Raw genomic sequence first — 23,191 nt, forward strand, 5'->3', positions numbered from 1 at the left:
TTCATTAGGCATGGAGACACTCTTCTTTTGCGATAATCTCTAACCCTTCACTGCGTAGCACTTCGATCACTTTCTGCAGTGCAGGCTCTAATGCAGCTTGCCCCGTCGCCGTTAAACCGATCTTCGGTTCTAACGATTCAGGCACAATCCCCACCAGTGTCAGACGCTTTGGAAACTCATCGGTTAGGTGCAGCGCCGATAACACATCGGAAAGCCCTAACTGATGGGGTGAGATTTTACGGGTAAACAGCGCGGGTACTTCGGCATCGCGCAGAACTAAAATGCTGCCAGGCTGCTGACTCGACAGAACCACATCGGCAATAATCAGATGGTCGCGATCCGCCATGGCGCCAATCAGCTCCATACCAGCCGTTCCACCATCCAATACCTCAACACATTCTGGTAAGTGATAACGTTCTTCGAGTGCTTCAACAATGCGCACGCCGATGCCTTCATCACTCAGCAAAATATTACCAACACCTAAGACTAATATACGCATTACAGCACCTTCACCTTGGTCACTTCGGAGCCTTCTGTATCGACAATATGCACGGCACAAGACATGCATGGGTCGAAGGAGTGGATCGTTCTGACGACTTCCAATGGTTTAGATGGGTCTGCCACCGTAGTTCCGACTAACGCTTGCTCATAAGGGCCCGGCTCATCATTGAAATTACGTGGGCCTGAGTTCCATGTGGATGGAACAACGGCTTGATAGTTTTCGATTTTACCGTCTTTTACGACAACCCAGTGGGATAACAGACCGCGAGGCACTTCACCAAAACCAACCCCTTTAATCACCGTATCTTGTGGGAAGTTTGGCTTGATAAAAGTGGTGTGATCACCTTTACCAATGTTATCTACCAGTGCTTGCCATTGAATCGACAGGGTTTCGTTTAATACGCAGCAACGAACAGTACGACCGATAATACGACCTAATGTTGATTCGAGTTGGTCTTTGGTGATCGTGTTGCCTGTTAAGGTTTGATATAAACCGACGACATCATTAAAGTGTTTTTCAGTTGGTTCATGTTTCGCTGCCAGTTTGCACAGCAAGTCAGCTAATGGGCCCACTTCCACGGTTTTATCATAGAAAGTTGGCGCTTTAACCCAAGAGTATTTACCGTCATCTTCCCAGCCAGTGTAGTCAGGAATAGTGGTACCTTCCCAAGGGGCTTGCGGCTCATTATCTTTGTACCAAGCGTGCTTGCTGCTCTCTTTAATACCGTTAATCAGGTATTCGTCAGTGTGGCTAGTGATTGGGCGATAAGTACTGAAATCCCCATTTTCCAGATAACCACCCGGTAGCAAGAAGCTGCCATTTTTGTTGTCCATTGGCATTTCAGGCACGCACATATAATGTTTGGCACCTTTACCCATTTCTAACCATTCAGGATAACCCGATGCAATCACTGCCGCATCGATTTTGTATACTTGCTCGATAAAATCCCCTAAACGGTCAATAAAGGATTTCACGTACATTAAGCGCTCAAGGTTAAGCACCCCAAGACCATCAAGGTTGATTGGGTTAGCAACACCGCCCACCGCTAAGTTTTGAATATGCGGTGTTTTACCGCCCAGCAGTGCCACGATGCGGTTAGCATCACGCTGGCATTCCAGCGCTTGCAGGTAGTGAGCCACCGCAATTAAGTTCACTTCAGGCGACAATTTCATCGCTGGGTGACCCCAATAGCCGTTGGCAAAAATACCTAACTGACCACTGGCAACTAGATCTTTAATTTTGTTTTGAACGCGGGTGAACTCTTCAGGGCTGTTTAGCGACCATGTTGAGACCCCTTTAAGCATATTCGCCGCTTTGGTTGGATCAGCTTTTAATGCAGATGTAATGTCTACCCAGTCCAATGCAGATAATTGATAGAAGTGCACAATATGGTCTTGGATAGTGTGCGCCGCCAAAATCATATTACGGATATATTGTGCGTTAACAGGCACTTCAAGATTTAGTGCGCTTTCAATAGTACGCACAGAAATGATCCCGTGAACCGTGGTACATACCCCACAAATACGCTGCATGATCATCCATGCATCGCGGGCATCTTTCCCTTTTACGATCTCTTCCATACCACGCCACATGGTGCCGGATGCCCACGCTTTAGTGACTTTTCCATCTTCGATTTCGCAATCAATGCGTAAGTGACCTTCGATACGAGTTACCGGGTCGATAGTTATACGTTGGCTCATGCTTTACCTCGGGCCTGAGAAGGACTTGAATTAGATTTTTTTATTGCTGGAATAATCGGTAATAGGCGAACTAACAAGATGTATGCGCACACCTCGATGGCCACAAAACCGATGGAAATTAATATCTCTTCTGCGGTTGGGAAATAGTCATATCCACCGCCAGGATTGAAGGCGATCAGTGAGTAGCTCATACGCCATAGCGCAGAACCCAGTAACATGCTTAATCCACTGATATATAACCATCTTGAGTCAGTACGCAGGGATGGCATACGGAAGATAATCAGCGGGATCACCATTAATGCAGTCTCAATCCAGAACATCATGGCGTAGAAATCCATCGCCATCACATAGTGCATCTTGCCGCGATAAATCAGTTCACCGAAACGGCAAACCAAAAACAGCACTAAGAACACTTGAAGGATATTGGTTAACTTAACAAACAGAGGTCGTTCATCAGCCCCTTGCCCTTTTAACGCTGACTGCAATAAAGAGCCTTCAAAAATCACAATGGAGAAACCCATAATGAAGGCGGTCAGTAGCGATAATAGCGGCAACATTTCATAGCTTTGCCAAATCGGATGAACCTTATGCCCTGCGGCAATCATCAGTGAGCCCATGGAAGATTGGTGCATCATTGGCAGTAACGCACCCAATGCGATGATGAAAAACATCACTTTATTCAGGCGTTTTAATGACACTTTCCAATTAAAGCGTTCACAAATTGCAGGGGCAAACTCCAGCGCCATCACACCGATGTAGATAGTCATACACACCGCGGTTTCAAACAGCACGGAGTTAGTATTAAAGTACCCTGGAATATAGAAGTAAGGCAGGTTCCAGTAGCGACCCACGTCGATAGTGATAGACAAACCACCGAGAGAGTAACCAAACAGACTTGCCAGCAGTGCAGGACGCACTAACGGATGATATTCACCGCGGTTAAAGACATACACTGCCCACGCTAACGCCCATCCACCACAGGCAAAACCAGTACCAATCAGTAAGTCGAAGGCAATCCAGATCCCCCATGGGTATCCACCGTTCAGATCAGAAACTGAACCCAGCCCAAAGACTAAACGTTTTACAATCAAAATCAGGCACAGGATGACAAACGGTCCGAAGACAATCACTGGCCAACTGACTAAACGCCCACCTAGCGGCTGCTCTTTATCATGCGTTGCCATTAGAGTCGTCCCCCTTGTCCTTATGATTTTGGTCGTCATGATTTTGGTCGTCATGCGTTTTATTGCCATGAGACTTGTCGTCATGAGAATCATGATTCTTGGTATTGCGATACACTAAGAAACTCAGTCCCGCTAATGCCGCGAGAGGCAGAACCATGCCTTTATACAAGGTGTGCTGAACATTCTCAGAACGTGCACCAGTTGCCAGTTCGTCTAACTCTGGCAGTCCCAGATTTTGATATGGCACGCCAGAAAGCACCATGACCTGAGTACCACCGCCTTCCAATTCACCGTAAATATGTTGCTGGTATTTTGGTGCTGGCATCACGTTCGGGTCATTGTGATGGACGGTTTGGCGAGGGAAGCCGTACTCTTCGCCCACTTTCAGCGATAAACGTTTTTTCGCTTCGGCGAGAAGCTCTTCACGGGTACCAAAAATCACCGCACCAGTTGGGCACACTTCAACACAACCCGGTAAACCGCCTTTATCTAAGCGTTCTACGCCTTTTTGGTTACACAGTTCACATTTATGGATGGCACCAAATTTGTCGTCATAAGCATATTTAGGAATGTTGAATGGACAGCCCACCATGCAATAACGGCAACCCGTACAGATATCTGGGTCGTAATGCACGATGCCTGTTTTCGGATCTTTGGTGAGCGCAGAAACAGGGCAAACAGAGACGCAGTTAGGATCAACACAATGCATACATTGTTTTTTAATGTAGGCGTAACCGTCTTTTTCCTGATCTTTATTCAAGCCTGAACCATCGCTCCAAACTTGAATCACGTTGTTGGTGTATGGCGTCAGTTTGTCATTATTTGACCATGTTTGAGGCCCAACAGGATTGCGCTCAGGATGGTTAATATCCTGACACTTGGTGACGCACGCCTGACAACCGACACAGAGTGTCGAGTCATACAACATACCCAACGCATTCGGAATTGGCGGCCTATTTTCCGCTCCCGCCAAGCTCGGCGAAGTGGTGCTTGCAAGCAGCGCTCCCCCTGCTGAGAGTTTAAGGAAATTTCGTCTATCCACGGTTATTCTCCCCGTGAGTTGGTATCATTTTGACGCTTTTGACGCCCTAACTCACGTACAGCCATCACACTGACACCCGCCACCAGACCGACTACACCACCGATTAAGCCCACGGCAGTTGCAGAAACTTGTCCACCTTCTTTGTTATTCAAATCCGGTTTTTCGGAACGTGGTGTTTGGTTTTCCACATTCGCTAATTGGTGGATACCTTTGTGGAAGCCCACATTTTCTTCGTTACAGCCGTAGCATGGATGCCCGATAGCCACTGGCCACACGCCGCCAACGTCGCAAAATTGCAAGGTTGAACAGTTACCGTAAGTTTCTGGCCCTTTACAGCCTAAATGGTATAAACACCAACCTTCACGGTGACCAGCATCACCGAACTCTTTTGCGAAGCGCCCCGCATCAAAGTGTGGACGGCGTTCACAGTGTTCATGAATTAATCGACCGTACGCGAACATTGGACGATTTTTGCTATCCAATGCTGGTGGACGGTTATAGGTGATCAGGTGGGCAACTGTTGCTAAGAAGTTATGTGGGTTTGGCGGGCAACCCGGAATGTTGATAACGGTTTTATCTTTGATAACTTCATTTAAGCCAACCGCGCCGGTAGGGTTATCCCCAGCTGCCGCAACCCCGCCCCAAGAAGCGCAAGATCCGATAGCAATAATCGCAGCCGCACCTTCAGCAGCCATACGGATATGCTCAACGATAGGTTTTCCGGCCACCATGCAGTAGATGCCATCATCTTTCAGTGGAATCGAACCATCGACCACTAAAACATATTTACCTTTATATTTTTCAATAGCATTGTGCTTGTTCTCTTCAACCTGCTCACCAAAAGCCGCAGAGAGAACTTCGTGATATTCGAGAGAAATGGTATCGAGAATTAAATTTTCGAGGGTTGGGTGAGTCGCACACAGCAACGATTCTGTGCATCCTGTACACTCTTGAGCACCAATCCAAATGACGGGTGGACGTTCTGGATCACTCACCGCATCAGCCATTTGAGCGGCGGCTTTTCCACTTAACCCCATTGTCGCAGCAAGCGCTGTACACAACTTCATAAAGTCACGGCGATTAATGCCATGGGGAGAAAGAATAGAGTTATCTCCTGCCATTTCTATTTCCTATTATGAGTGGCTTAGAGCCTATTTATTAGGCTATTTTTCTTTACGATTTTGCATTCAAAAAATAAATAAAATCCGCCACATATTAGAAATATGCATAGGAATTTAGGTATTGTTTGTATTCAAAGTCGCTTTACCAATTACACCTAATAAGCTGAGGCCTTATTAGAATTACCTGATGTGTAAATATAAATGAGATCCTAGTCCTACCGCTTTTTAATCACTTGATCTTCATCAAGAGCCAATAAGAAATTTGGTCTTTTTTAAATTTATGATAGAAAAATCGATTCAGCGACGAGTTAAAAGATTATTTAACTTTTCATGCTGTTTTCAATTTGTTTAAAAAAATGGGAGTTGAAATGTTAAAAAAAGATAACAAAACGTTGTTATATCATGATGTTAAAATAAAAATCACTAGTAAGGCCTTATAGGCAGGTATAATTAATCGAATTTCGAGTAACGCCTTATTTCAATAATATCCACTTTAGTAAAAACAAATAAGAATTAATATCAATTATATTAAATACGAATGAATATCAAAAATAAATAAAGCTAAATTTATTCATTAATATATATCTAATGAAAACAAATAAAGCCTGACTATTATTCTCAGTTATTTTTCTTCAATATTGCGGCAGCGATCGCAACTTGCCCCAATGCAAGTCCACCATCCCCCATCGGTAATTGACGAGCATGCAATACCTCAAGAGGCTGTAGATTCTCTATTAGCAAAAGGCGCAATAATTGGTTGTGCAGAACACCACCAGATAACACCACTTGTTGAATGCCATACTGCTTCGCTTGTTGTAGCGCTAAATCTGCAAATCCTTGCGCCAAGGCTTGATGAAAAGCATGGGCTCGTTCGGCTCTCGGTGCATTATAAGCCAGCCATTCATGCCAGAAAGTGGTTAGATCCAATTGATTACCCACCACTGGCATTGTGACAGGATGCTGCTGGACTGAACTTTGCAATGCTAACGCTTCTAACTGACAAGCTCCCTCGCCTTCCCAACTGGTTTGTTCAGGGCAAATCCCTAATGCCGCTGCAACAGCATCAAATAATCGTCCTGCCGACGAAGCAGTTGGGCAGTTCAGCTTTCTAGCAATCGCTTTTTGTAATAGTGGATAAGCAAAAGGAGCGAGCGCCGAAGCAATGGGCTTCGCTTGCCAATCAGGCACAAATTTTTCTAGATGAGCCAATAAATTACGCCATGGTTGGCGAGATGCTAAATCCCCACCCGGCATAGCAACAGGCGGTAATCCACCAAGGTGTTGATTAGAGGCATAATCGACGAGTAAGCACTCACCGCCCCACAGCCGGTTATCATCACCGAAACCGAGACCATCCAGTGCCAAACCAATCACTTTTTCATTACCTAACGGGATACCATGCTCCACCATCACCGCCGCAATATGGGCATGATGATGCTGAACGTGGATCATCGGGATATTCAGCTGCTCACTTAACGAATTACCGTAACGGTGGCTCACATAATTGGGATGCATATCCCCGACTAAATATTCAGGCTTAAATCGATAAATCGACTCAAACAGCGCAATAGATTGCTGATATTGTTGGTAAATATCGATATCGTCTAAATCACCTAAATGCTGGCTCATTACCGCACTTTTATCTCTAAGCAAACAAAAGGTATTTTTTAAATCCGCACCTAGCGCCAAAATAGACGGTGAGTTTTCAAAGCCCGCCGGAAGGTCAATGGCATCTGGCACATAACCTCGGGCTCGGCGTAACATTTCTGCTTTTCCGGCATGGTAACGCACTAAAGAGTCATCCGCCCGTTGAACAATATCGCGATTATGCATCAGCCAAATATCTGCGATATTCGCTAAATCCGTGAAAGCCGCTTGCTCCGCGAGTACCGGAGGTTTGCCCGATGCATTCCCAGAAGTCATCACTAATGGCTTGTTCACCTGCGCCATCAGTAAATGCTGCAGTGGGTTGGAAGGCAGCATTACCCCGACTTCTCGTAGATGTGGAGCTATATTTTCACTTAAGACACTATTTTCCCATGCCTGAATAAGCACAATCGGTGCGGCCGCACTTTCAAGTAACGCACGTAGACTTTCTGTGACCTCGACACCTTGGTCTTTTAGCCAGTCTAGGGATGGGATCATTACCGCCAGAGGTTTGCTGGGACGGTGTTTGCGTTGACGTAATTGTTCAACTGCATGGAAATTAGTGGCATCACAAGCAAGATGAAAACCGCCAAGACCTTTAATGGCAGCAATTTTGCCATTCAATAAATCATTTGCCGTTTGTTCTAAGGCTTGATGGTGAACCGCCAGAACCTTGCCATTATTGTCACACTGCTGGATTTCAGGACCACAGGTTGCACAAGCATTTGGCTGTGCATGAAAACGTCTGTCTGCTGGGTTTTCATATTCTTGCTGACATTCTGGGCATAAAGGAAATGCCGCCATTGAGGTATTGGGTCGGTCATAGGGCATTTGACGAATAATCGTAAAACGGGGGCCGCAATGGGTGCAGTTTGCAAACGGATAATGATAGCGACGATTCGCAGGGTCAAACAGTTCGTCGCGGCAGGCTTTGCAAGTTGCAGCATCGGGGATAACTTGAGTATCCATGCGTCCTGCGCCACTGTGGCGAATCGTGAATTTTTCGGGTAACTCATCCCATTGAAAAGGCAGGGATTGAATAGACTCAATATGTGCAAGCGGTGGGCAATGTTGGTATAAAAGTTGGGTAAATAAAGGAATATCCGCAGTCTCTAATAGGCGCACCAGTACACCTTCTCCATCATTACAGACGTCGCCGTTCAAGGCACATTGATGGGCGAGCTGCCAGACATAAGGTCGGAATCCAACCCCTTGAACCTTTCCTTTAATACGTAACTGTATGCCGTTTTTCACTCGAATGCCCTCTGGTGATTGAGACACTATTCTCGCGCTTCTACGTATAAATAACCTGAGTTCAGATCAAAAAATGGCAGGGTTTCAGTCTCGATATATTGACCAAAACCCTGCCATTGTCTTTTATGCTTGAATACTAAGGAAGCTCAACCGATAACAGGAAAATACCTGAATACTCATCCGGAGCGAGATCTTTAGTTTTTCTTAATGTGCTGGAAACATCAAAAGTTTGTTTCACAAACGAATCTACCGAAAGCACGGTTGATGGTGCACCATTGACTTTAATTTCAGACTCTAGCCCATCAGCCATAAAAATGAAGTTATCATTATCTAATCCTGCGACAGCAGAAATTTTAACATCCGTTGGATTTGTGCAGCTGATCGTAAAGTTTTCTCTCACAGTATGACCATTCATCGAGCTATTGGATAATGTGCCGTGGTCGATATAGTCTGGACCTTCAATATCACAGTTAGTAATAGCAGGGTCTAACGGTGAACAGAGAATTATTGGGTTATCTGCGGTTTGCTCACGCTGCATTTTTTGTCGATACAAAATACCTAGATTGAAGCAATATCCAACTCCAGGCCTTCTCGGATAAAACTGCCAACGTCCCGGAATTTGCCTATTTAAAACGTTATCTTTTTCTAATGCTCTAGCCACTTCACTGAACGTAACGGGGCTTTCGTCCCACGAACTTCGCTCTCTTAATCTCACGGAGTGAGTATCAAAGTTAACAATGTGTGAGTTACCCGCACCATACCCACCATCTGCATAGGTTCCCCAAGATCCTAACTCTATATCACAAGGACAACTGCCTGTCGTTTGCACAGCCATCGGGCGATTATCGTGTTGTAAGTCCCCGCGTAAAATATATCGTGTGTCCATCCATGCGCCATGGTCAGTAACAAGCTCCCCTTGCGCCGCAAATTCAGCACGCGCAAATTGAAAAGGCGATATAGCCAGTAAACAGATAAGAATAAGTTTTTTCATAATATCCTTAACAACCGAGTTATTCGTAATAGATATTAAAAGTGGTGGTGGCGCTAAAATCCCCGAGTTTAATACTTTTATTTTTGATTGCGTCTTCTTCCCCCAAAATGGAGGCTTTAAGCGGGATTACGCTAGGGAATTTATTACCGTTCATTCCAACAATAGGGTATTGGCTATTAATATCCACATTGCCATTATCGCTACTCAATACGATGGCATAGCCCAAATCACCGGGGTCACCATCAATTCGCAACGAACCTTTAATTTTCGGGTTACTACTCCCCGTAAACGACATCGAAAATGAAAAATCAGGCAAAAACTCACACTCAGAGAGTGTAATTTCAAAGACTTCGGAGATATCTCTTTGACGATAAAGGTCTTTATCATTGACCTCATGAAATGGCACCACAAGCTCCTCGCCACCATTGACTATACAAGGAATGGCGTGTCTCAATACTCCAGAAAAATTCACCTCATCCGCGAACGCATTCCCAGAGAAATAAAGTAATAGAGTAAAGAAGATTATCTTCATGGATAAGCAACCGTTAATGTCGCACTGGCAGTAAACTCCCCCGGCTCGACAGAGGCTGAACTTGAGCTACTTTTCACTAATGCCGCCTTCAAATCAGGTGTTCTATAGTCAGATTCATAGGTGTATACAAACGTATCGTTCACTCTTAATGTTTTTGAATCATGATAAATTTGCAGTGCAATGTCTCTTTGCTCATTAATTGCTAATAAATCATTATCAAAGTAAGATTTTTTGCCTTCAAAACTAAAAACCACATCCGTTCCTGAAGAGATGTTGTCACATTCCCATTCAAAATCGATATCTTCTATATATTTTGTACCATCTTTGGTCGGCACTAACGAAACCACCAAGTCATCACCAAAATCCACCTCAATCGGGCGATTATTATTGATGACACATGGCGTTCCCTCTATCAAATTTCCTCTAAAGCTCACTTTGACAGCCTGTGCCGTACTTGTGTATGCCAGAAATAAAACGAATGATAATAAGAGCTTTTTCATAAGATAATACCTTAATGATATCCTACAGTTAGTGTTGCAGCAGTAGAAAACTCACCTCCAACAGGTCTTATCCCATTAGCCAGTGCCAGTTTTGCGGTTAAAGAGGGTAAGGACTGAATATTATCAATCTCATATCGAGAACCAATATTCATCGGTTGATCACCAATATATAACTTGATATTCAAACCTGGTGTATCCGCGACTTTCAAGCTATTTAAATCTTCGCCCTTATCCCCTTCAAAAGCGAGGTACAGCTCATCAAATCGCGAATCACAACTTAAACTATAAGGAATTGCTTCTGTATATTTACCTGACTCAATTTGCCCAATAACGATGTCATCACCAAAATCTACATAGATATCTTCGTTATCATTCAACACACATCCGCCAGACAAAACATTCACTCTGACCGTCACAAACTTCCCATCCGCAAATGCAGTCACAGATAAAAAAAACAGTAAACTAAGACAAAACAGGTTCTTAAATTTAAACATGCGATTTATCCATTTCTCTCATTTGCTTATGGAATTAGTTAGCCGCTTGCGCGTGACACTCTGTTGCAGAACAGACAAACGGAACATCAACCTGACCGCCGTAGTCATTGATATAGTTAATCACTGGCGATGAACCTAATTGATCTGCAGTAATTGACAGTTTTTGCTCAGCAAATGGGGCAACGTCTACAGCAACAAAGCTTTTTGCTTTCTCTGCGTTAGCACTTTTTCTAATGTTGTTTAATACCACGTAGTAAGCCGTTGGGTTTTTGGCATAAATAGCGCCATCTTTTTTGACTAACACTAATTTATTCTGCCACGGTGCATTTTTCATTTGAGTGGAATCAACCGCTAAAGAAGCTGGACGATAGAACAACTTCACGCGTGTTTGTAATGCAATTTGCAGTACGTTAGATTTTTTACTTGTCGGTGGAATTTCTCTTAAATTAAAGAAAAACAAGCTTTCTCTATCTTGAGGTAATTTCACTATGTCTGGTAAAGCTTCAATACGTAATTGGCTTGTTTGCCCCGCATTAATTCTTTGGATTGGTGGCAAAATCGTAAAATAAGAGGTTAGTTTTTCGCCTTTCTCATCTTGAAACCAACCCTGTGCCAAATAAGGCAGTTGGTTATTTTTATTACTTACCGTTAATGAAACAGAATTGCTATCGCCATTATAAATAATACGCGTTCTGTCCATTGAAATTGCAGAATAAGCATTCGCAGTCACGAAGCAGCTAAGTAATAATACGGATAATTTTTTCATCATAAACATTAGCCTTCTTTTAAGATTATTATTAATTAATTACATGGTAAGAGCAGTTTGTCGTAAATATTATGCTCTTCGATATTTTGTGGGAATGTAATCGTACATTCAGAACCTTGCCATGATACTGTCATTGTCTCACCCGGCTTTATTCCACCGATGTAAGCTTCACCTTGGTCACCCACAATACCTGTTGTCTTGCCTGCATTATTTTTAATATCCGCAGCAAATGGTGGGTAACTTCCATCTTGTAATCTCAACGTCACCATCATTTTGATCCCAGAAATAACATCAAAACTACGATAACCTATTGCACCTTCAGTGAGTGTGGTTTGTGTTACGGAATCCGCAATCTCAACATTCTTAGGTAATTTATTAATATCAACAACAACGTCTGTCTTATAATAGCTATTAATATCAGGAACAACGACTTTTCCAGAACCACTTGAGCGTAAATGTGTACCATTATATTTTACTGGAACATCTTTAACGCCATTTGTATCAACAAAAACTCGTGTTCCCCCTGTTGATGTGACTGGGTGCATGCCTATTCCGTACCCCGTCAATGTCATGCCGCCTTGAACATTCGCAGATAATGACATTGAGTTATTACTTATATAGTTATAGCTGGTATTAAAGTCATTCATATTACCTTTATGGCTATAATAACTACTAAATATTCCGCTATGTCGATTATTACCGACAGAAAGTGAAAGGTTATCTTTATTTTCAAGACGCTCATTCATTGTCACTTTATTCGTATTATCATTCTTACCGTTATACGTTGAATAATTGACATAAGTTCCTGATGCTAATGGAACTGAAAGGCTGACATAAACTCCATTATCTTGATAACCCTGCATTTTGCTATTAAACATATTGATAGACAGACCGATATTATGAAACTTGCTAGTATCAAAATACTTCGAGAACGTCATGTTATAGCGATAACTATTTGGGCGGTTCCAATAGGTTTGGTGCGTGTAATTTAAATTTACGGATGAACGCCAATCAGTAAAGTTTTTACTTAGTGATGCAGAATAAGAGCCTTTATTGTGTCCTGCATACATAATATCTTTTTGGTCATTATAAGTGAGGAAATCACTCATCGTCATAAATTCACGATCCATAAAACGGTAAGCGGATAATTGAATTTGACTATTACTTCCTTCGAAACTTTTATAATAATCGACTTTAAATGCTTTGCCTTTTAAGGTCGGCCCATCTGTCAGTGCGGCGATTGAATGATTGAATGAGAACGAAATTGCACCAAATCGAAATAAATCACGTCCAACACCAGCAGCAAAAGAGTTAAATCGACTACTATTTAGCGCACCACCAAAAACTGACCAACCATTGCTAATACCCCATGAAACCTCGCTTTGCGTGAAAGCATCCCCCATGACATGACGATCCATATCTGTTGGTCTACCCGCACTCACTTTATAGCGCACAGAACCTGGACGAGATAAAAAAGGAATATTTCCAGCTTCAACTTCAAACTCCGAAACGCGCCCGTCGCTCTCTTCAACTCTGACTTGTAAAGTCCCTGAAATACCGCTATTTAAATTTTGAATTCTAAATGGACCCGCAGGAACTAAACTTTCGTAAATAACGCGTCCATCTTGGCTAATTTTGACTACCGCGTTCGTTTCTGCAAAACCCGTTACCTCTGGCGCATATGAACGTAAGCTTGGTGGCAACATATTGTCGTCAGAACGTAATGAAACCCCAATAAACTTGAAGCTATCAAACAAATCTGTTTGCAGAAAATCCTCACCGAGGGTTAATTTCGATTTTAAGCTGCGAATAGCTCGATAAGCATAAATATTGGTCCATTTAATCTCGTGAGCATCATCAACTCGACTATTCTGCGCATGGTTATATGAACCTTGCCAAAAACCTCGTAAACGCCAGCTATCAAAGTTAGCGCCGACGGCCCCTAATCCTGAAAGGAAAAAAGTATTGTTCGATTTGTTATCACCTAAACTACGGTTATATTGTGAGGTCAGATTATAGTCAAAAATAATACCTTTAATGCCATCTTCCCAACGAGATGCTGATTCCCAGTCGTTGGCGGAATATTCCTGATAGCTTTTCGGAATATTAATAATTAATGTTCCGGTCGATAAATTAGGTGTTACTGACATTCCTTCTAGGCTAGCAATATCTAAACACTCTAAGCCATCAATGGTATTCCACTGTAATACACTTTCAGCTTCCGAATTTAAGTCAAATTTCTCGACAATTTCATCCGTTAAACACGCTTGCGATTTTTCTTCATAACTCACAACGGTTATTTTCTGCTCAGGTATATATGCGTTATTTATACTTAGTTTAAAGGGGTAAATGCCAGGAACAATATAAAGATCTTGTGAAAAAACTGCCAAATTAATATTTTCTCTATCTTCTGCGTTCAATATATTAATATTGAAGTCCACTGCCTCTTCAGAGAGAGCAATTAATGGATTCAGCAGTAATAAAGATACCGTGATGAGTTTTTTCATGAATTTATTTTTTATTAACATTTAAAAACACAGAACACATAATTTTATTATTAACTTTTTTCATTACGATGTCCTTAAATTTTAATAAATTTTCTAAGCTGAAGTAATGATTGGTCTCATTACTTCAGCTTACCGTTAATAACTAATGCATTAAATTAGTTATACGACAATACGAAATCAGTTACCGCTTGGAATTCACCCGCAACGATATCAACTGGAGCTTCTGGTTTACCTTGGCTACCTAAACCTTTCACGTATGCAGCAAATTGCAGGGTGTTAGTTGTGCCTTGCAGTTTGTGCTCAGATTTAGTGACTTCATTTAATACGATTGGGTCATTATTGCTATCTACGATCTGGATACCCGCACCTGCAGCAGTACCTGTAATAGCTAATAGTGATTTAGGGTCATTTGTAGCGGCCGCACCTGAAAATGTAATATTCACGGAATCACCTGTTTCTACAGTACAGTCAATTAATTTAATATCGAACATAACTGGTGAAGATTGACCGTCTGAAGTACCACCATTTTTTAATACCACATCAGCGATTTGGCCTAAATCTACAGTTTGGTCAATAGAAGATGGGTCAATAGAACAAGGTGCAGTGATGATGCTACCAGTGAAAGTGACTTTACCATTACCGTGGTTAACTGGCGCTGCGTTCGCACCAAAACCAATTAATGTCGTTGCTGCGATAGCCATAAGAGTTTTATTTAATTTCATTAGGTGAATCCTCGATTAAGTCGTAATTTAAAGAAAAAAGATAATAAGAAGTCCTGTAATTAATTATTAATTACAATAGAAGCTTAAATTTCAGATACGAAATATAGTTAAATATACTTAGGTAAAACCACGATATATTTATGAATACGGTAATTAAATCTTTTTGCCTTTTGAGCTTTGGTTCACACAAATACTATAATTACACTTAAAAGCTGTAAAGTCGCCATCACCTATCGAAAACAAGAGGTTCAATAGGCAGTTATTTTTTGACACATTTACTCATATTACGATTATTTTGATATGTTAAAAATCAATGAGTTACAAATAATGTGTCATTGATTCATACTTAACAACATTTCTTTCACATATATCGGACATTACTTTTTTGCAATTCGTTACATCTTTGACGCGTATTATTATCAGCAATTATCCAATTACCACAATTTAGCGTAATAGTTTTTTGCATTTTCAATCCAAATTTATATGTATCAAAAAGAAAATGGTTAATTCTAATTTATCTCCATCCGCTATTTTTTCTAATAAATAAGAACTCAGTCTCATTTATTATACATAATGAGAATTATTCAATGTGGATAAAATATATTCTGGTCTAATCAGTGATTCATTAAGGTACTATTTCACACTCAAATATGATGCCATAGTGATTATTTCAGGGATGGATTGACTGGTATATAAGAATAGCTAGGTAGGAAATTAGAATGGCAAATGCTCTTTAGGTAAAAAGAAACACAAAGGCTCAAATGCATTCATTGAGCCTTTGCTAAAACAGTGGTTAGCCTTTCATGCTAGGTTCACTATCTTCATTGATGGCTGGTTGTTTCACTTCAAACTTCTTCGGTTGCTCAGCTGGCTTAGTGGTTTGTAGGTCGCGAATATTCTTTTGCACCGCGATAGAACCAAACATACATAAAAAGAAAGCAATGCCGTAAAAACCTTTTTCACTTGGTAATAGTTCCGCGTTGTACAGCCCCACAGCCATTAAGGCGATAGATGCAAAGAACGCCACCATACAAGCAATGTAATACGCTTGGGTCGTTGGGATATTATCCATTTTATCTCGCACTGTTTTCTGGACTGAAATTGAAGAAAACAGTCCCAGTAATAAGATTGCAAAGTAATACCCTTTTTCATTTAACTGCATCTCAGAGCGCCATAGCCCAATAAGATACACTGCAATCCCACCAATCACCGCAATCCAAGAAATCAGATGAAATGCATTAAAGCCCGAAAATTCATTATCTAGTGAAGTATTATCCTTCATATGAGTAACCTTTCCATAAGTTAAATTGGAACTCATCCTACCTTAGATAATTTGACTTTAATAGTCATTACAAGGTGACAATTATAGTGTGTAGTTAAAATAGGATTAACTGCAATACATTGATTTTATTTTTAATTATTTATTACAAACTCATAAATAACGCATTAAATGCGTTAAAAACAAAACCATCAGAAGCTATTTCGTATTATTCCGAATGGCTTACTTAAATAACATTTTGATTTAACGCTAGCCGATAAATTGCTAGCTAACTTTAGTTCACACCGATTAAGATTGAATTCTCCCAGACAACCTGAGAAGCAAGATGACTACCACTTTTATAATTGTTCCTGGCTATACCAATTCCGGTTCTCAACATTGGCAATCCTATATAGAAAGAAAATACCATAATACTGTGCGCGTCATTCAGGATGACTGGAACGCCCCTAACCATAAATGGATAGAGCGCCTAAACGAGGTGGTTCAAAATACAGAGGGTGAATTGGTGCTGATTGGACACAGTTGCGGAGCTGTTTGTGTGGCGCAATGGGCGAGCCAATTTCCCAACCATCGAGTAAAAGCGATGATCCTCGCTACCCCTGCGGATGTTGATTCCCCTTCTGCCCTACTTGATATTCAACAGCAGCGACCACTACCCAATAAAAAGCTTCCAAGCCCTTCTTTGCTTATTTATACCGATAATGATCCACACCTTGGCACTGAAAAAGCCCATCAGCTTGCCGAAATATGGGGAAGCCAACTTATGTTGGTTAAAAGCGGTGAGCATTTAAATACTGATGCAGGATATGGAGAATGGCATGAAGGCGAGCAGTTGATTGAAGAGTTTGTGGGGAGAGAGTTTATTGGGCGGTAGTTTGTTTCCAGTGCTCCAGACACAAAAAAGCCACTTCTTTCGAAGTGGCTTAATGCGCTGATTTAACAGCTAAAATTTGGTGGCCCCTACTGGACTTGAACCAGTGACCAAGCGATTATGAGTCGCCTGCTCTAACCAACTGAGCTAAGGGGCCAAAGTGGTGCCGATTATACGTGCTGTTTTGGTGAAGGTCTAGTATTTCAATACTGTATGGTGAATTTGTATCCAAGCCATAGCTCTGCCATATAATTCAATGGCATGGCATCATCGAAAACCATCATTCCTATCTTAATTATCGGATTTTATTCTAGGATTCCATTCTTTATTAGAACGCCATTTATGAACAAACCTGCGTTAACAACTACCCTATAGTAAATAATCGGGCGTAAAGATTGAGTTTTCCCATTCTAATTTATTAAGCATTCTTTGTTCAATTGATTGATATAAAACAATAATTTTATACTTCATATAGAACATGATGATATTAGACAAACAGTTATAGGACGATAATGATGAAAAAAGTACGTGCAGTTCAATATGGTTGTGGAAAGATGGGCAAATTTCTCATCCGTTACCTACAAGAACACGGTGCTGAAGTTGTGGCGGCTTTTGATATCAACCCTGCAGTGATTGGCAAAGACATTGGTGAAATCGCAGGCACGGCGCTAACTGGTGTGAAAATCCAGCCTCTGAATGAAGCCGATAAAGCCCTAGAAACCTTAAAACCCGACGTGGGAATTATTGCTACCCTCAGCACCATGGCCGACTTAGAAGATGCATTCTCCCTCTTCGCTCGACATGGCGTGAATGCAATCTCAACGGGTGAAGAAGCTCTTTATCCGTGGAACTCTTCCCCTGAAATTACTGAAAAACTCGATGCTTTAGCGAAAGCGAATAACTGCACTTTAGCGGGCAGCGGATACCCAGATATGTTCTGGGGCGTGCTTATCGATACCTTGGCAGGTTCTATGCACAAACTGGTCAAAATCAAAGGCTCTAGCTGCTACAACGTGGAAGATTACGGCATCGCGCTGGCAAAAGGTCACGGTGCAGGCTTAACCGTCGACGAATTCAATCAGCAAATTGGTAACTATAACGACCTGCCATACGCAGTTATCGCTGAGAAAATTGAGAGCGGGGAATATGCGCCACCATATATGTGGACACAAAATGGTTGGCTGTGCAGCCGTTTAGGTCTGACTATTACCAATCAAACTCAGCGCTGCGTACCGCAAATTGCCAAAGAAGATATCTATTCAGACACCTTAAAAATGACGGTGAAAAAAGGCGATGTATTAGGATTGTCTGCGGTGGTAATCACTGAAACAGCGGAAGGCGTCACCTTAGAAACGGAATGTATCGGTAAAATTTTAACGGCGGATGAGTGCGACAAAAACAGCTGGCAGCTAATTGGTGAGCCAGATACGGCGATTGAAGTGAATAACCCTGCAACCGTGGAATTAACCTGCGCAAACTTGGTTAACCGTATCCCAGCGCTGATCAACAGCCCTGCGGGCTACACCACCACGGAAAAAATGCCAAATAACGTGTATATGACCAAACCAATGCACGAATATTTATAATTAAATGATTTAATCAAACATTAATCATATAGCCCACATCCCGTGGGCTATTTTTTTAACTTAGCGAGGCTTTGTCATCTGCCATTCCAAGTGGCGACGCACTGCCGGCCACTCATTATTTAAGATGCTATAAACGCAGGTATCTCGTAGCTCACCCGTACGAGTTAGCATATGGTTACGTAAAATCCCATCGAGTTTTGCCCCTAAACGCTCAATCGCTTTACGGCTTTGATGATTTAAAAAGTGCGTTCTTAGCTCCACGGCAACACATTCTAATTCTTCAAACGCATGTTTTAATAACAAGTATTTAGCTTCTGTGTTGATCGGTGTGCGCTGCGCTTCCGTCCCATACCATGTCGCCCCGATTTCTACACGGCGAACCCCTTGATCGATGCGCATATACGACGTCATACCAACGGCTTTGCCTGTCCGCTTGTCAATAATCGCGAATGGCACCATCTCTTTTTGCTCAAAACGCACAAGGCGCATGTCGACATCTTTCGCGACATTTTCCGGTTCAGGTACCGAGGTATACCACAGGTGATGTAGCTTATCTCGTTCAATAATCTCAGCATAAACAGCATCATGGTGATGGGTTAATGGTTCTAATCGAACATGGTTGCCTTCTAAGGTGACAGCTTGGCAAATCTCTTTCATCGGCGTATTTCCTGAATAACTCGGTTGTGTGGAGTGAAAAACCATCAAATTATGATGTAAATAACCATTCTTCTTTGTTGTAACCATTTTTTATGACAGAAAAATAAAACAAAAGAAATAGTCCTGTAAGTTTAATTATTCCTCGTAAAACATATGATAAAAATCACAATTTTTTAACATTATTCTTAATTCAATTGTCCATTAGGCTACAGTTAACTCATCTGACCTGTTATTAATAGTCCCAAATGGGAGCCAATATGAGCAATTTTCCACATCTTTTTACCCCACTTGATTTGGGGCATACCGTTCTTAAAAACCGTATTTTGATGGGTTCAATGCACACCGGCTTAGAAGAGCATCCTCAAGGAAGCCAGCGCCTTGCCCACTTTTACCGACTTCGTGCAGAGAATGGGGTCAGCCTGATTATTACCGGCGGGATAGCCCCGAACCCTGAAGGGGCTTTAGCATCTCATGGCGCTATATTGAATCATCAAAACCAATTGCCATTTCATCAGCAAATCACCGATGCGGTGCATCAGGCGGATGGCAAAATTGCGTTGCAGATCTTGCACGCAGGTCGTTATGCCCTGCACCCAGCGTTGGTGGCGCCTAGCCCGATTAAATCCGAAATTACCCCATTTCCCCCTCGCGAATTAACTGCCGATGAGGTCCAGAGAACCATCGATGACTTCGTGAACACCGCTAAACTTGCCCAGCAAGCGGGCTACGATGGGGTTGAAGTGATGGGATCGGAAGGTTATTTAATCAATCAATTTATTACATCCCGCACCAATCATCGAACTGATGAATGGGGTGGAAGCTACCAAAATCGTATCCGTTTTCCGCTAGAAATCGTTAAACGCATTCGCCAAACGGTTGGGAAAAATTTCATTATTATCTATCGTTTATCCATGCTTGATCTTGTCGAAGAGGGATCAACGTGGGATGAAATCGAGCTATTGGCTAAAGAGATTGAAAGTGCGGGAGCCACCATGATCAATACGGGAATCGGCTGGCATGAAGCCCGTGTACCGACCATTGCGACGTTGGTTCCCCGCAAAGCCTTCAGTTGGGTGACGGAAAAATTAATGGGTAAGGTGAATATTCCGCTAATTACCACCAACCGCATCAATGACCCGTTTGTGGCGGAGCAAATCATTGCTAGCGGTCAAGCTGATATGGTGTCCATGGCGCGCCCTTTCCTTGCCGATGAAGCGTTTGTGTTGAAAGCCCAAGATGGTCGCTTTGATGAAATAAACACCTGTATTGGCTGCAATCAAGCCTGCCTTGACCAGATTTTTAATGGCAAACTGGCTGGCTGCTTGGTCAATCCACAAGCAGTACGCGAGATGGACTATCCCAATGAATTAGCAGATAAACCTAAAAAAGTGGCGATTGTCGGCGCGGGTCCAGCGGGACTTTCTTGTGCAATCTATGCCGCCAAACGAGGCCATCAAGTCACGCTATTTGAACGCAGTAACCAAATTGGTGGGCAATTTAATCTCGCTAAACAGATCCCTGGCAAGGAAGAGTTTTATGAAACTTTGCGTTATTTTTCTCGCCAACTGCAACTGCTCAATGTGGATGTTCGACTAGAGCAGCTTGCACAAGCCAACGATTTAACGCAATTTGATGAAGTCATTATCGCCACGGGCGTTATCCCCCGCGCTATCAACCTAGCTGGCGCTGATCATCGCAAAGTGATGTCCTATATTGAGGCTTTAAAACAACCCGATAATGTCGGTAAAAATGTGGCGATCATTGGCGCGGGTGGTATTGGGTTTGATGTTGCGGAACTTCTGACCCAACAAGGGATCAGCAGCAGTTTAGATGATAATAAATTTAACCATGAATGGAATATTAATACCGCCATCACCACTCGAGGCGGGCTTCTCCCGACGAAAAAACAGTTAGAACCAACACCTCGCCACCTCTATTTATTGCAGCGTAAAAACAGCAAAGTCGGTGCTGGGCTTGGAAAAACGACGGGATGGGTACATCGCTTGTCATTAATGAAGCGCGGCGTCCAAATGTTTAATGGTGTCGAATATATGAATGTGGATGATGATGGGCTGCATATTCGCTATCAAGATGAAAATATCTGCCTTGCCGTTGATAATGTCATCCTTTGTGCTGGGCAAGAACCTTATCGCCCATTGAAAGAGCAACTAGAAGAAATTGGCATTCACCCTCATGTGATTGGAGGGGCAGATGTGGCTGCCGAGTTAGATGCCCGCCGTGCCATTGAACAAGGCATGAAAGTGGCTTATCAGTTGTAAGTTTTACTGTCCCATAAAAAAACCCGCTAATTCAGCGGGTTTAGGTTAATGACAAAGAGGGATAAAAGCGTGGTTTTTCCCTCTTTGTGTTATCAGGCGAAAATCAATAAATTGATTTTCCTTGTTAGTTTTACAACCCAAAAGAGCCATTTCCAAACCTGATGGGTTTGTCAGCTTAGTCTTGAGTTTGAGATAACTCAGCATCCGCTTGAGCCAGTTTATCGTCTTCCGATAAACATACCGCCGCAGTGAAAAGCACGTCCGTTGAAGAGTTCAGTGCAGTTTCCGCAGAGTCTTGCAGTACGCCAATCATCACGCCCACTGCAACCACTTGCATCGCTACTTCGTTCGAAATACCGAACATATTACATGCCAGTGGGATCAGTAATAATGAACCGCCTGCCACGCCAGATGCGCCACACGCACAAACCGCCGCAACCACGCTTAATAACAGCGCCGTCGGGATATCAACAGGGATCCCCAGAGTATGCACCGCTGCCAGTGTTAATACGGTGATGGTTACCGCAGCACCGCCCATGTTAATGGTTGCACCTAGCGGGATAGAAACAGAATAGGTGTCTTCGTGCAGATTCATACGGCGACACATCCCCATGTTCACCGGAATGTTAGCTGCAGAGCTACGAGTAAAGAAGGCTGTGACACCGCTTTCACGTAAGCAAGCGAACACTAGTGGGTATGGGTTACGTTTAATTTTCCAGTAAACAATCAGTGGGTTAACCACTAATGCTACGATGATCATACAGCCCAGTAATACCGCCAATACGTGGAAATAGCCTTTTAAGGTTTCAAAACCGGTTGTTGCAATTGTTGAAGACACTAAACCGAAAATACCTAATGGCGCTAAACGAATGACCACACGAACCAGCTGAGTCACGCTTAACGAAAAATCGTGGATCATGGTTTTGGTGGTTTCATTGGCATGACGCAATGCAATGCCTAAACCAATCGCCCATGCCAAGATACCGATATAATTCCCTTTGATCAGTGCATCGACTGGGTTAGCGAAAATATTAATCAGTAAGCCTTTAAGCACTTCGGCAATATTACCCGGAGGCGTCAGTTGAGTATCGCCGACAGCTAAAATCAAGCTGGATGGGAACATAAATGAGCCAATCACCGCCACAACAGCCGCGAAGAATGTCCCTAAAATATACAGTACTAAAATTGGGCGAATACTGGTTTTTTGCCCTTGGCGATGGTTAGCAATGGACGCCATAACCAACACCCAAACAAGTATTGGGGCAACGGCTTTTAACGCACTAACGAACAGGTCACCCAGTAAGCCTACGTTTTTTGCTGCCGACGGCCATAACCATGCCAATAAGATACCTGCAATCAAGCCTGCTAGGATTTGTTTGACCAAACTACCTTGACTAATTACTCGCCATAACCCTGCTTTATTTGTATCCATAATAGACCTTTATAATTTATCTTTTTTAGGAATTAAATGTGTTTGCCGAGCCAGTATAAGGAATATTAATCTCCTGAAAAGGCTATTATTCAAAATATACACAATGATTGATTACAGTTAACATT

15 protein-coding genes, 1 tRNA gene and 4 pseudogenes are annotated in these 23,191 nt (G+C 42.4%); 3 read left to right on the forward strand and 17 right to left on the reverse strand.

The genetic code is table 11. The annotated features are described in order from the left end of the window. Positions 1-4: 4 nt before the first annotated feature. The 14 genes and pseudogenes from GKR74_RS09675 to yiaA all read right to left on the reverse strand — a co-directional run bounded on the left by GKR74_RS09675 (position 5) and on the right by yiaA (position 16,244). The gene (locus GKR74_RS09675) at positions 5-499 is read right to left on the reverse strand and encodes a HyaD/HybD family hydrogenase maturation endopeptidase (RefSeq protein ID WP_154603409.1); all 495 of its coding nucleotides are present in this window, start codon (positions 497-499) and stop codon (positions 5-7) included. Further along, complete coding sequence (gene hybC / locus GKR74_RS09680; RefSeq protein WP_108478454.1) at positions 499-2,202, reverse strand: hydrogenase 2 large subunit; 1,704 nt, start codon at positions 2,200-2,202, stop codon at positions 499-501. The genes GKR74_RS09675 and hybC overlap by 1 nt, the downstream gene beginning before the upstream one ends. Continuing rightward, positions 2,187-3,386: pseudogene (gene hybB, locus GKR74_RS09685) on the reverse strand (Ni/Fe-hydrogenase cytochrome b subunit). Before hybB ends, hybC begins: the two are co-directional and overlap by 16 nt. Continuing rightward, a pseudogene (hybA, locus tag GKR74_RS09690) lies at positions 3,370-4,428 on the reverse strand (hydrogenase 2 operon protein HybA). Before hybA ends, hybB begins: the two co-directional pseudogenes overlap by 17 nt. Positions 4,429-4,430: 2 nt before the next feature. Beyond that, positions 4,431-5,549: a hydrogenase 2 small subunit gene (gene hybO, locus GKR74_RS09695; RefSeq protein ID WP_036956217.1), complete on the reverse strand. Its 1,119-nt coding sequence runs from the start codon at positions 5,547-5,549 to the stop codon at positions 4,431-4,433. Positions 5,550-6,161: 612 nt separating this feature from the next. After that, positions 6,162-8,450 (reverse strand): annotated as a pseudogene (gene hypF / locus GKR74_RS09700) (carbamoyltransferase HypF). A gap of 136 nt (positions 8,451-8,586) precedes the next feature. Next, positions 8,587-9,441 carry an MrpH family fimbial adhesin gene (locus tag GKR74_RS09705; protein ID WP_154603410.1) on the reverse strand — a complete coding sequence of 285 codons (855 nt, stop codon included), beginning with the start codon at positions 9,439-9,441 and terminating at the stop codon, positions 8,587-8,589. Positions 9,442-9,460: 19 nt separating this feature from the next. Continuing rightward, positions 9,461-9,973 (reverse strand): fimbrial protein, encoded by a 513-nt coding sequence (locus GKR74_RS09710; RefSeq protein ID WP_154603411.1) that lies wholly within the window; start codon positions 9,971-9,973, stop codon positions 9,461-9,463. Continuing rightward, positions 9,964-10,473, reverse strand: a pseudogene (locus GKR74_RS09715) (fimbrial protein). The gene GKR74_RS09710 and the pseudogene GKR74_RS09715 overlap by 10 nt, the downstream one beginning before the upstream one ends. 11 nt (positions 10,474-10,484) lie before the next feature. Next, positions 10,485-10,967 (reverse strand): fimbrial protein, encoded by a 483-nt coding sequence (locus GKR74_RS09720; RefSeq protein ID WP_154603413.1) that lies wholly within the window; start codon positions 10,965-10,967, stop codon positions 10,485-10,487. Positions 10,968-11,001: 34 nt separating this feature from the next. Continuing rightward, on the reverse strand, positions 11,002-11,742 hold the full coding sequence (locus GKR74_RS09725; RefSeq protein ID WP_154603414.1) for a fimbria/pilus periplasmic chaperone: 741 nt from the start codon (positions 11,740-11,742) through the stop codon (positions 11,002-11,004). A 26-nt stretch (positions 11,743-11,768) separates the two neighbouring features. After that, positions 11,769-14,240, reverse strand: a complete 2,472-nt coding sequence (locus GKR74_RS09730) for a fimbria/pilus outer membrane usher protein (RefSeq protein ID WP_154603415.1) — start codon at positions 14,238-14,240, stop codon at positions 11,769-11,771. Positions 14,241-14,395: 155 nt separating this feature from the next. Beyond that, positions 14,396-14,962 (reverse strand): fimbrial protein, encoded by a 567-nt coding sequence (locus tag GKR74_RS09735; protein WP_036956196.1) that lies wholly within the window; start codon positions 14,960-14,962, stop codon positions 14,396-14,398. Between the two features lie 793 nt (positions 14,963-15,755). After that, positions 15,756-16,244, reverse strand: a complete 489-nt coding sequence (gene yiaA / locus GKR74_RS09740) for an inner membrane protein YiaA (RefSeq protein ID WP_154603416.1) — start codon at positions 16,242-16,244, stop codon at positions 15,756-15,758. Between the two features lie 322 nt (positions 16,245-16,566). Between yiaA and GKR74_RS09745 the strand changes: the two genes are divergently transcribed. Beyond that, positions 16,567-17,115 (forward strand): RBBP9/YdeN family alpha/beta hydrolase, encoded by a 549-nt coding sequence (locus GKR74_RS09745; RefSeq protein ID WP_154603417.1) that lies wholly within the window; start codon positions 16,567-16,569, stop codon positions 17,113-17,115. Positions 17,116-17,192: 77 nt separating this feature from the next. On the opposite strand, the gene GKR74_RS09750 is transcribed toward GKR74_RS09745, so the two are convergent. Then, a tRNA-Ile gene (locus GKR74_RS09750) sits at positions 17,193-17,269 on the reverse strand. 355 nt (positions 17,270-17,624) lie between these two features. Here GKR74_RS09750 and GKR74_RS09755 point away from each other — a divergent pair. Then, positions 17,625-18,698: an NAD(P)H-dependent amine dehydrogenase family protein gene (locus tag GKR74_RS09755; RefSeq protein WP_154603418.1), complete on the forward strand. Its 1,074-nt coding sequence runs from the start codon at positions 17,625-17,627 to the stop codon at positions 18,696-18,698. A gap of 60 nt (positions 18,699-18,758) precedes the next feature. On the opposite strand, the gene GKR74_RS09760 is transcribed toward GKR74_RS09755, so the two are convergent. Then, positions 18,759-19,355, reverse strand: coding sequence for a GNAT family N-acetyltransferase (locus GKR74_RS09760; RefSeq protein ID WP_154603419.1), 597 nt, complete (start codon positions 19,353-19,355; stop codon positions 18,759-18,761). Positions 19,356-19,612: 257 nt separating this feature from the next. Here GKR74_RS09760 and GKR74_RS09765 point away from each other — a divergent pair, with 257 nt between their 5' ends. Next, positions 19,613-21,634, forward strand: coding sequence for an FAD-dependent oxidoreductase (locus GKR74_RS09765; RefSeq protein ID WP_154603420.1), 2,022 nt, complete (start codon positions 19,613-19,615; stop codon positions 21,632-21,634). 175 nt (positions 21,635-21,809) lie between these two features. Here GKR74_RS09765 and sstT read toward each other — a convergent pair whose 3' ends face one another. After that, entirely contained in the window at positions 21,810-23,066 is a 1,257-nt protein-coding gene (sstT, locus tag GKR74_RS09770) for a serine/threonine transporter SstT (protein ID WP_154603421.1), read from the reverse strand. Positions 23,067-23,191 lie beyond the last annotated feature (125 nt).

Origin of the sequence: Providencia sp. wls1914 (assembly GCF_009706645.1) — a bacterium.
In the GTDB taxonomy this organism is placed as follows: Bacteria; Pseudomonadota; Gammaproteobacteria; order Enterobacterales; family Enterobacteriaceae; genus Providencia; species Providencia zhijiangensis.

Bases quoted from the DNA above. Each gene is read 5' to 3' on its own strand.
- GKR74_RS09675 (WP_154603409.1), bottom strand. From the start codon at position 499: ATGCGTATATTAGTCTTAGGTGTTGGTAATATTTTGCTGAGTGATGAA.
- hybC (WP_108478454.1), bottom strand. From the start codon at position 2,202: ATGAGCCAACGTATAACTATCGACCCGGTAACTCGTATCGAAGGTCAC.
- hybO (WP_036956217.1), bottom strand. From the start codon at position 5,549: ATGGCAGGAGATAACTCTATTCTTTCTCCCCATGGCATTAATCGCCGT.
- GKR74_RS09705 (WP_154603410.1), bottom strand. From the start codon at position 9,441: ATGAAAAAACTTATTCTTATCTGTTTACTGGCTATATCGCCTTTTCAA.
- GKR74_RS09710 (WP_154603411.1), bottom strand. From the start codon at position 9,973: ATGAAGATAATCTTCTTTACTCTATTACTTTATTTCTCTGGGAATGCG.
- GKR74_RS09720 (WP_154603413.1), bottom strand. From the start codon at position 10,967: ATGTTTAAATTTAAGAACCTGTTTTGTCTTAGTTTACTGTTTTTTTTA.
- GKR74_RS09725 (WP_154603414.1), bottom strand. From the start codon at position 11,742: ATGTTTATGATGAAAAAATTATCCGTATTATTACTTAGCTGCTTCGTG.
- GKR74_RS09730 (WP_154603415.1), bottom strand. From the start codon at position 14,240: ATGAAAAAACTCATCACGGTATCTTTATTACTGCTGAATCCATTAATT.
- GKR74_RS09735 (WP_036956196.1), bottom strand. From the start codon at position 14,962: ATGAAATTAAATAAAACTCTTATGGCTATCGCAGCAACGACATTAATT.
- yiaA (WP_154603416.1), bottom strand. From the start codon at position 16,244: ATGAAGGATAATACTTCACTAGATAATGAATTTTCGGGCTTTAATGCA.
- GKR74_RS09745 (WP_154603417.1), top strand. From the start codon at position 16,567: ATGACTACCACTTTTATAATTGTTCCTGGCTATACCAATTCCGGTTCT.
- GKR74_RS09755 (WP_154603418.1), top strand. From the start codon at position 17,625: ATGATGAAAAAAGTACGTGCAGTTCAATATGGTTGTGGAAAGATGGGC.
- GKR74_RS09760 (WP_154603419.1), bottom strand. From the start codon at position 19,355: ATGAAAGAGATTTGCCAAGCTGTCACCTTAGAAGGCAACCATGTTCGA.
- GKR74_RS09765 (WP_154603420.1), top strand. From the start codon at position 19,613: ATGAGCAATTTTCCACATCTTTTTACCCCACTTGATTTGGGGCATACC.
- sstT (WP_154603421.1), bottom strand. From the start codon at position 23,066: ATGGATACAAATAAAGCAGGGTTATGGCGAGTAATTAGTCAAGGTAGT.